Source organism: Streptomyces sp. NPDC087420, assembly GCF_044744165.1.
Classification (GTDB): Bacteria; Actinomycetota; Actinomycetes; order Streptomycetales; family Streptomycetaceae; genus Streptomyces.
The window spans coordinates 381,900-390,098 of sequence record NZ_JBIUXU010000005.1; the positions used below are offsets into that span (position 1 = coordinate 381,900).

Consider the following 8,199-nt stretch of genomic DNA (forward strand, 5'->3'; position numbering starts at 1 on the left):
GAGAACACCGTGCCCCGCACGCCCGGCCGGTCCGACGTCCCGGGCGGCCAGCCCCTCACCGCACAGCCCCTCACCAACTGGGCGGGCAACATCGCCTTCCGCGCGGCGCGGGTGCACCGCCCCACCACGGTGGACGACCTGCGGGAGATCGTCGCGGGAAGCCACCGGGTACGGGCGCTGGGCAGCGGGCACTCCTTCAACACCCTCGCGGACACCACCGGCGACCTGGTGTCGGTGGCGGGGCTGCCCGGGACCGTGGAGGTCGACCCGGACGCCCTGACGGTGACGGTCGGCGCAGGCCTGCGCTTCGCCGCGTTCACCGGGGCCGTGCACGCGGCGGGCCTCGCGCTCCACAACCTCGGCTCGCTCCCGCACATCTCCGTCGCCGGTGCCTGCGCCACGGGCACCCACGGCTCCGGTATAGGCAACGGCTCGCTGGCCACGGCCGTGCGCGCGATGGACCTCGTCACCGCCGACGGCGGGCTGCGCCACCTCCGCCGGGGCGACGACAACGACGACAACAACGACAACTTCGCGGGAGCGGTGGTCGCGCTGGGGGCCACCGGCGTCGTCACCCGGATGACACTCGATCTCGTACCGTCCTACGACGTCAGGCAGTGGGTGTACGACGGGCTGCCGTACGCACGCCTCCGTGAGCGTTTCGACGATGTCCTGTCCGCCGCGTACAGCGTCAGTGTGTTCACCCGCTGGCAGTCGGACGAGAAGGCCCAGGTCTGGCTCAAGCAGCGGGCCGGCGACACCGCCGCCGGTTCGGGGCCCGGGTATGGCGAGGACCGGGCGCCCGGCCGGTGGCTGGGCGCCACCCTGGCCGACGGCCCCCGCCACCCCGTGCCGGGCATGGACCCGGCGACCTGCACTCCCCAGTCGGGCGTCCCGGGGCCCTGGCACGAGCGGCTTCCGCACTTCCGGCCCGAATTCACCCCGAGCAACGGCGACGAGCTCCAGAGCGAGTACTTCGTGGCGCGCGAGGACGGCCCGGCCGCCTTCGACGCCCTGGCGCGGATCAGCGACCGGATCGCGCCCGTCCTCCAGGTCGGCGAGATCCGGACGATCGCGGCCGACGACCTGTGGCTGAGCCCGGCGTACGGACGCGATTCGGTGGCCTTCCACTTCACCTGGATCCCCGACACCGGGGCCGTCACCCCCGTGCTGGGCGCCATCGAGGAGGCACTGGCCCCGTTCGGTGTGCGGCCGCACTGGGGCAAGCTGTTCACGACCGGTCCTGAGCGGATGAGGGAGCTGTACGAGCGCTACGGCGACTTCGAGCGGCTGACCGCCCGGCTGGATCCCGCAGGTGTGTTCCGCAACGAGCTGATCGCGCGCTACTTCCCCCGCTGACGGCTCCACCGCTCACGGGTCCGCTGCTGACAGGTCCCCTGCTGGCAGGTCCGAATCCCAGGTGTCCCCGGCCGGCCCGGAATGTGATTTGTCACCGGATTTTTACCTGGGGCATAGCCGGGACCCAGTTTCGGTTCCTAACCTCGCGACATGCCCCGCATTCCCTCCGCGCGGCGCCCCACGTCCTCCGTGCGGCGCCGCCCCGCCCTCTCCACCTCTTCGGCGGTGGTCCTGCTCATGACCGGTTGCGCGGTGGTGAGCGGGTTCGACGCGTCGGCGCAGAGCCGCCCTGAGTCGGAACTGCGGGTGGGCGGCCTCGGGACGCTGAGCCTGCCCGCCTCGGCACCGGCCTCGCCCTCCGGGGTCGTACCCCTGCTCCAGACCCTGTTCCCCGGCACCTCGTCGGTCCCGTCCCCGTCGCCCTCACCTCAGGCTTCCAGGAGTACGGCGCGGGCTGTCGTGCCCGCGAACCGGGACGCCCTCCTCTCGGCGAAGCTCCACAAGACGATGGCGTCCACCTCGGCCTCACTGTCCGTGGCGGTGGTGGACCTGGACGACACGAGCCGGGCGCAGTACGGAGTCAAGGCGGGCCGGACGTACGACACGGCGAGCATCGTCAAGGTCGACATCCTGGCGACCCTGCTGCTCAAGGCGCAGGACGAGCACCGTGGGCTCACCGCTGCGGAGAAGTCGTACGCGTCCTCGATGATCCGCGTCAGTGACAACGCGGCGACGGACGCGCTGTGGGGGATCATCGGCGGGGCCGGCGGTCTGGACGCGGCGAACCGCCGGCTGGGACTCAAGGGGACAACCGCCGGCGCGGGCGGGCTGTGGGGACTGACCCAGACCACCGCCCCCGACCAGCTGATACTGCTCTCCGCGGTGTTCGGCGAGGAATCCCCGCTGACCGCCTCGTCCCGGTCCTACGCGCGGACGCTGATGGGCCGGATAGCCGACGGCCAGGACTGGGGGGTCTCGGCGGCGGGCAGGACCGTGGGGCTGAAGAACGGCTGGCTGCCGCGCAGCGCGACCGGCCTGTGGGACATCAACAGCATCGGGGAGGTCTCCGTGGACGGGCACGCCTACCTGGTCGCGGTGGTGTCGAAGGGCAATGTCTCGATGGGAAGCGGGATATCGCTGGTGGAGAGGGCGGCGAAGTCGGCCGTATCGGCTCTGACCACCTGATTCGCCCGCGCGCCCACGGCCGCTGAGACGCCCTGGGCGACAGCCTCTGCACGAATGCGCACATCTCGCGACAATGAAGACATACCGCCTATGTCGTCGTCGTGGATGGGGTGCTTCCAGCATGCGTGCAGTTGTTGCGAACGCGGTGAACACGCCGCTGTCCCGGGTCGAGCGGGACGTCCCGGACATCGGCACCGGGGAAGTCCTCGTCAAGATGACCGCGTGTGGGGTGTGTTTCTCCGACCTCAGGCTGATCCAGGGCGAGTATCCCTTCGCCCGGTTTCCGGTGATCCCCGGCCACGAGATCACCGGAACGATCGCCGCGGTGGGCGACGGCGTGGCGGGACACCGTGTCGGTGACGCCGTGGGCGCGCAGTTCCTCTACGACTCGGACGGCTCCTGCGACTACTGCGTCAGCGGTGACCAGATCCTCTGCCCCCACAAGCGGATCACCGGTGTCGTCGCCGACGGCGGCTACGCGGAGTACGGCGTGTTCAAGGGCGCGTTTGTCACCCCGCTGCCGAGCGGGCTCGATCCCGTCGCGGCGGCCCCGCTGATGTGCGCGGGCCTCACCGCGTTCAACGGGCTGCGCCGGGCGGGCACCCGCGCGGGCTCCCGCGTCGCGGTGGTCGGCGCGGGCGGCATCGGGGCCCTCGCCATTCGGTACGCGATCGCCATGGGAGCCCGCGTCGCCGTGGTCGGCCGCTCGCGCTCGGGCGACGACCGGGCGAAGGAGCTGGGCGCGGAGCTGTTCGTGGCCGGCGCCGAGACGGACCCGGCCGCGGCGCTCAAGCAGTGGGACGGGGGAGCGGACGTCATCCTGAACGCCGCCCCCTCCACCGCGGCCGGCAACGCCGCCGTGGGCGGCCTCGCCCCGGGCGGCACCCTTGTCTTCTGCGGATACGACTCCGGGCCGGTCACCGTGCCCAGCCAGTCGATGGTCCTCAGCCGGCTGCGGGTGATGGGCAGCCCGTCCGGTTCCCCCCACGACCTGCGCGACACGCTGGCGTTCTCGGCCACCCACGGGATCCTCCCCGAGATCACCCCGATCGACCTGGACGACGCACCCGCCGCGGTGGACGCGCTGGCGACCGGCCGCCGTACCCACGGCCGTTCGGTGATCGCGTTCGGCTGAGGGCCCGTCCGCGCGCCGCGATCGTCGAGGTCGCCGGCACCGAGCACGGCAACCGGCCCTTCCGCGTCCGCTCCGGTCAGCGCGGTGCGAAACGCGTCAGAACGGTCATGGTCGGCCGCAGGTTCCGTACGCCCGGCACACGCCGCGCGAGCGGGGCCACCGTGCCGAAGAACACGCCGCGACCGCGGGGGACGGGCACTTCCCGCACCTCGCTGATGCCCGGATGCGCGGTGAAGACCTTCCGCAGCTCGCCCGCGTTCATGCCCCACGGCATCGGCGGGGTGGTGTAGCCCTGCACGGTGGTCATCCCGCCGTGGGCCGTCCGCGCGCTGAACCAGCGCGGGACCGCGTCGAAGACGAGCGCGCCCCCGGGGAAGCGCTCGGCGCAGCGGGCGATCAGCTCCCGCACCTCGGCCGGACGCAGGTACATCAGCAGTCCCTGCGCGGTGACGAGGACACCCCGGGAGGTGTCGACCTCCTCCATCCACGCGGGATCGAGGGCGGAACAGGCGAGCGTACGGCGCCGCTCACCGTCGGGCAGCAGGTCCCGCCGGACCGCCACCGTCTCGGGCAGGTCGACGGAGAGCCAGTTCACGCGCCCGTTGTCCACCCGCCAGAACTGGGTCTCCAGGCCTTCGCCCAGCGCGACGACCGTGCCGTCGGGGTGCTCGGCGAGGAAGTCCCGTACCACCGAGTCGAAGGTCAGCACCCGCAGTGCCTGGCCCTGCGCGAGGAACGGGCTCGGCGGCCCGAACGTCTCCTCGAAGGGATAGCCGATGGAGTCCACGAGCGTGACCGCGCGCGGGTCCTCGAACGCGGCGAGCGGCTGCCGGGCCGCGAACGAGCGGTGGTAGAGATTCCACAGCAGCGTCTCCGGGACGGCGGAGAGCGCGACCGTTCGTGGTGTCCCGTGGTCCATGGCGCTGGTCCTCCCGTGTTCGCCTGCCGTGTGCCTCTCCCATTCAACCGTGCCCACCCGGAGTGACCGCCGAACGGGCAGCGGCCGAGCGCTATCGCGAATGCGCCGATCCACCCCGGCGCGCGACCATGAGCGCGCCCCGCGGCGTTCCGTCGGGCCGCTCGCCCAGGTCCGGGAGGGGGAGCAGCTCGGTCGTGAAGCCGGCCCGGGTCAGATCGGCCAGGACGTCCGGCAGGGGAAAGGTGCGGTAGTACATCACGAAGGAGGGACGGCGTACGAGGTTGCGCAGCCGCATGACGCCGTCGAAGCCCCACAGCGTCCAGTACAGCCGCGAGCCGACCGGCGGCGGCGCCGGTACGGGGAAGACGAACAGGCCCCCGGGTCGCAGCGCCGCGTGGGCCTGGGCGAAGAGGCCGGGGCGCTCGGCGGGCAGGAAGTGCCCGAACGCGCCGAAGCTCACGGCCAGGTCGAAGGCCGAGGTGAAGGGGAGGGCGCGGGCGTCGGCCCGTACCCACTCGACGGCGGGGCCGGGGCGCGGATACGCAAACTCGTCACCGAGCAACTCACCCTCGTCACCGAACCGGGCCGCGGCCTCGGCGAGCATGCCCGCGCTGAAGTCGACCCCGGTCACCCGCTCCTCGCACACCTGCCGCAGCACCCCCACCCCCGCCCCGGTGCCGCAGCAGAGGTCGACGCCGGTACGGAACGGGCCGAGCGGCCGTACCGCCCGGGTCACCGCGTCCAGCACCCGCTCCGGTGTGCGGAACGGGGTGTGGTCGAACGTGGGCGCGAGCAGGTCGTAGCCGTGCTCGATGGACGAGAGCGCCTGGACGGCGAGTTCGCGAAGGGTCGGGCCCTGGGGGGTGAACATCACTCAGGAGCGTAGTCGCGTACGCGGCGGTTCCGGTGCCGGGGGCGGGTCCGGGCGTGAAGAAAACACACATCGGTGGAATTTCATACGATCACAATCAGGTGATCTCGACAGCGCGGCCCGTGGAGTGCAATTCTCCCGCCATGCACCTCAGAGCCCGAATCGGCTTTCCCGCCCTCTTTGTCGCCGCCGCTGTCACCGTCGGCGGCTGCGCCCCGCAGGACGACTCGACGTCCGACGACGCGGCGTCCCCCGGAACCTCGGCCACCGCGCCGGCCTGCGACAAGGGGAAGCTGGCCACGCACACCGCGGGCAAGCTGACGATCGGCACCGACAAACCGGCGTACGCGCCCTGGTTCCAGGACGACCCGGCCAACGGCAAGGGATTCGAGTCCGCCGTCGCGTACTCCGTCGCCGAGGCACTCGGGTACGGCAAGGACCAGGTCGTCTGGCAGACGGTGCCCTTCAACAACTCCTTCTCGCCGGGCGCCAAGGACTTCGACTTCGACATCAACCAGGTCTCCATCAGCGACGAACGCAAGCAGGCCGTCGACTTCTCGTCCGGCTACTACGACGTCCGCCAGGCCGTCATCGCGCTGAAGAGCTCCCCGTACGCGAAGGCGAAGACGATCGCGGACCTCAAGGGCGCCAAGCTGGGCGCCCAGGTCGGCACCACCAGCCTCGACACGATCAACGACGTCATCAAGCCCGGGCAGAAGCCCGCCGTGTACCAGAAGAACGACTTCGCCAAGTCGGCGCTGCGCAACAAGCAGGTCGACGCGATCGTCGTGGACCTGCCGACGGCCTTCTACATCACCGGCGCCGAGGTGACGGACGCCGAGGTCGTCGGCCAATTCCCCAACGCGGGCGGTGCCACGGAGCAGTTCGGGCTCGTCCTCGACAAGGGCAGCGAGCTCACCTCCTGCGTCACCCGGGCCGTCGACGGGCTGCGGAAGAACGGCACGCTCGCGGACCTGGAGAAGCAGTGGCTGTCGGACGCGGTGGACGCTCCGGTGCTCAAGTGACCACTGGCACCATCCGCAAGGAGAGCGGCGAGGACGGCGGGGGGAGCGCCGGCGGGGACACGTACACCCCTTCGGCACGGCGGCTGGAGCGCGAGCGCTTCAAACGGGTCCGGGCCCGCCGCGCCACCGCGATCGCCGCCCTCTCCACCCTGGTCACCGGTGGCGTCCTGTTCGTCGTCATCACCGGCTCACCCGGCTGGCAGCGCACCCGCGAGACGTTCTTCAGCGCCAAGTACGCCCGCATGGCCCTGCCCGACGTCCTCGACGGCCTGCTCCTCAACCTGCGGCTGCTGGCGATCTGTGGCGTCTGCGTCCTCCTGCTCGGCCTCCTGCTCGCCGTCGCCCGCACGCTGCGCGGCCCGGTCTTCTTCCCGGTCCGCGCGCTGGCCACCGCGTACACCGACTTCTTCCGCGGACTGCCCCTGATCATCTGCCTGCTGATGGTCGTCTTCGGCGTACCGGCCCTCCGGCTCCAGGGCGTCACCAACGACCCGGTGGTCCTCGGCGGTACCGCGCTCGTCCTGACCTACTCCGCGTACGTGGCCGAGGTCTTCCGCGCGGGCATCGAGTCCGTCCACCCCTCGCAGCGGGCCGCCGCCCGCTCGCTGGGGCTCTCCGGGCCGCAGACGCTGCGGTACGTGGTGCTCCCGCAGGCGGTACGGCGCGTGGTGCCCCCGCTCCTCAACGACCTGGTCTCGCTCCAGAAGGACACGGGCCTCGTGTCGATCGCCGGCGCGGTCGACGCCGTCTACGCGGCGCAGATCATCGCCGGGAAGTACTTCAACTACACGCCGTACGTGGTCGCGGGCCTCGTCTTCGTCGCGCTGACGATCCCGATGACCCGCTTCACCGACTGGGTCACGGCCCGGATGGACCGCCGGCGCGCGCAGGGAGGGACCGTATGACGGCCGACCGGAACGACCGGAGCGACCTGAACAGGGCCACCCCCGTGCTGCGGCTGGAGTCCGTACGCAAGACCTTCGGCCGGGACCGCGTCATCCTGCGGGACGTCAGCCTCGACGTCCCGCAGCACACCGTGACGGCGCTGATCGGCGCCTCGGGCTCGGGCAAGTCGACACTCCTGCGGTGTGCCAACCTCCTGGAGGAGATCGACGACGGGGCGATCTTCCTCGACGGCGAGGAGATCACCGACCCCCGGGCCGACCCGGACGCGGTGCGCCGCCGTATCGGCGTCGTCTTCCAGGCGTACAACCTCTTCCCGCACATGACGGTCCTCCAGAACGTCACCCTCGCCCCCCGCCGGGTCCTCGGCGTCGAGCGCGCCGAGGCGGAGGCGGGCGCACGCGAGCTGCTCGCCCGGCTCGGCCTCGCCGACAAGGCGGGGGAGTACCCGGACCGCCTCAGCGGTGGCCAGCAGCAGCGCGCGGCGATCGTCAGGGCGCTGGCGGTACGGCCCCGGCTGCTGCTCCTCGACGAGATCACGGCGGCGCTCGACCCCGAACTGGTCGGCGAGGTGCTGTCGGTCGTACGGGACCTCAAGGGCGAGGGCATGACGATGGTGCTGGCCACCCACGAGATGGGCTTCGCCCGGGAGGTCGCGGACCAGGTGTGCTTCCTGGACGACGGCGTGGTGCTGGAACGCGGCACACCGGCCGAGGTCTTCGGCGCACCGCGCGAGCACCGCACCCAGCAGTTCCTCCGCCGGATCGTGGAGGCGGGCCGGCTCTGAGGGGAGCGGTCCGTG

General features: G+C 71.7%; 8 protein-coding genes. 6 read left to right on the plus strand and 2 right to left on the minus strand.

The genetic code is table 11. The features are described from left to right. The first annotated feature begins 90 nt into the window (after positions 1–90). The 3 genes from ACIO1C_RS12595 (at position 91) to ACIO1C_RS12605 (ending at position 3,679) form a co-directional block, all read left to right on the plus strand. Positions 91–1,359, plus strand: a complete 1,269-nt coding sequence (locus ACIO1C_RS12595; protein WP_401862185.1) for a D-arabinono-1,4-lactone oxidase — start codon at positions 91–93, stop codon at positions 1,357–1,359. Between the two features lie 150 nt (positions 1,360–1,509). Then, the gene (locus ACIO1C_RS12600; protein ID WP_401861798.1) at positions 1,510–2,544 is read left to right on the plus strand and encodes a serine hydrolase; all 1,035 of its coding nucleotides are present in this window, start codon (positions 1,510–1,512) and stop codon (positions 2,542–2,544) included. Between the two features lie 121 nt (positions 2,545–2,665). Then, positions 2,666–3,679 (plus strand): alcohol dehydrogenase catalytic domain-containing protein, encoded by a 1,014-nt coding sequence (locus ACIO1C_RS12605; protein WP_401861800.1) that lies wholly within the window; start codon positions 2,666–2,668, stop codon positions 3,677–3,679. Positions 3,680–3,755: 76 nt separating this feature from the next. Here ACIO1C_RS12605 and ACIO1C_RS12610 read toward each other — a convergent pair whose 3' ends face one another. Together ACIO1C_RS12610 and ACIO1C_RS12615 are read right to left on the minus strand one after the other, a co-directional pair. After that, the gene (locus tag ACIO1C_RS12610) at positions 3,756–4,598 is read right to left on the minus strand and encodes a class I SAM-dependent methyltransferase (RefSeq protein ID WP_401861803.1); all 843 of its coding nucleotides are present in this window, start codon (positions 4,596–4,598) and stop codon (positions 3,756–3,758) included. A gap of 91 nt (positions 4,599–4,689) precedes the next feature. Further along, positions 4,690–5,469, minus strand: coding sequence for a class I SAM-dependent methyltransferase (locus ACIO1C_RS12615; protein ID WP_401861806.1), 780 nt, complete (start codon positions 5,467–5,469; stop codon positions 4,690–4,692). Positions 5,470–5,612: 143 nt separating this feature from the next. Here ACIO1C_RS12615 and ACIO1C_RS12620 point away from each other — a divergent pair, with 143 nt between their 5' ends. From ACIO1C_RS12620 to ACIO1C_RS12630, 3 genes are read left to right on the plus strand one after another with little or no spacing between them, the layout of a single operon-like run. Further along, positions 5,613–6,494, plus strand: a complete 882-nt coding sequence (locus tag ACIO1C_RS12620; protein ID WP_401861809.1) for an ABC transporter substrate-binding protein — start codon at positions 5,613–5,615, stop codon at positions 6,492–6,494. After that, on the plus strand, positions 6,491–7,399 hold the full coding sequence (locus tag ACIO1C_RS12625) for an amino acid ABC transporter permease (protein ID WP_401861812.1): 909 nt from the start codon (positions 6,491–6,493) through the stop codon (positions 7,397–7,399). The genes ACIO1C_RS12620 and ACIO1C_RS12625 overlap by 4 nt, the downstream gene beginning before the upstream one ends. Next, the gene (locus tag ACIO1C_RS12630) at positions 7,396–8,184 is read left to right on the plus strand and encodes an amino acid ABC transporter ATP-binding protein (protein WP_401861814.1); all 789 of its coding nucleotides are present in this window, start codon (positions 7,396–7,398) and stop codon (positions 8,182–8,184) included. The genes ACIO1C_RS12625 and ACIO1C_RS12630 overlap by 4 nt, the downstream gene beginning before the upstream one ends. Positions 8,185–8,199 lie beyond the last annotated feature (15 nt).